Source organism: Oleiphilus sp. HI0067 (assembly GCF_001635735.1).
The window spans coordinates 1-1,014 of sequence record NZ_LWFI01000077.1 but is presented as its reverse complement, the minus strand read 5'-3'; the positions used below and the strand labels follow the sequence as shown (position 1 = coordinate 1,014).

The 1,014-nt window shown below is 45.8% G+C and carries 1 protein-coding gene and 1 pseudogene; one reads left to right on the top strand and one right to left on the bottom strand.

Annotated features, from left to right (window positions below):
• Positions 1-642: pseudogene (locus A3739_RS29130) on the top strand (hypothetical protein); the annotation flags it as partial.
• A gap of 130 nt (positions 643-772) precedes the next feature.
• Here A3739_RS29130 and A3739_RS29125 read toward each other — a convergent pair.
• Positions 773-1,014 (bottom strand): hypothetical protein (locus tag A3739_RS29125; protein ID WP_197471933.1); only part of this gene is annotated, 242 nt, incomplete at its 5' end.

The following is a 1,014-nucleotide window of genomic DNA, read 5'->3' as shown; positions in this document are numbered from 1 at the left end:
ACCTACTTGCGCTTCAAAACAGGCCACGAATCGACAGGCTCCGCATCCCCTTTTTCACAACAAGTCGATAACCGAAAGAAATTATTTGAAGAAGCAAAAGCGGCATATCACCCAGCGCAAGCTGATGAGAAGCGCCAAGAACTGATTGCAGAGTCGATAATAGCCGGCGAGAATACAATTGTTGCACAGCTCATTGAAGCTAGAAACCGTGCACAACTTGACTTGGACCGTACAATCATTAGAGCACCGTCAGATGGCACTCCAGTACAAGTAGGCATTCGCCGGGGCACATTTGCAGCAGCACTACCCTTGCGCCCAGCAATGTCTTTCATACCTACAGAAAAAAGACGTATCGCTGCCAGATTTTGGCAAAACTCACTCCTACGCATGAAAGTTGGCTTAGAGGCTGAAGTAATATTAGATGCAGTGTCTGGTCATGTATTTGAAGGCAAGCTTGTGGATTTACAACCAGCGATGGCAGAAGGTGAATTCCAAGCAGGAGGCGCACTCATAGCGACAAACAGAATAGCGCAACCTGGTTTTGCTATCGGAATTATAGAATTTGAAGAAGATCTTAATGACTATAACCTGCCTCTTGGCATTCAAGGACAGGCCGTCGCCCTAAATTATGAAGATTACTAAATGCACGTATCAGCCATTCGAAGGATTTTGCTCTGAATGCTGGGCTGGCTGAAATACGTATATCCGATTAAATAAATACCGGGGCTTCAATACGATAAAGCGATTGAAGCCCTTTACTTCTCGACAACCGTTAATACTCTGAAGCAGGCTGTATAAAGTCACTGAACAAACCATCAACGACGTATTCCAATCGCTTCTGAGCCTCTTCATCCGATCGTTCCTGCATAAGATTCCCGACTACTCCACCAGCCCATACTGGGGTTTGTGTCGCCATATCAACCGCAACGATACGAAGGCCAATCGCAGGCTTGTCACCGAGTAATTTAAGCTGCTTCATTGTCTCGTTAGGAATTTCAGGAATATCGGTCACAA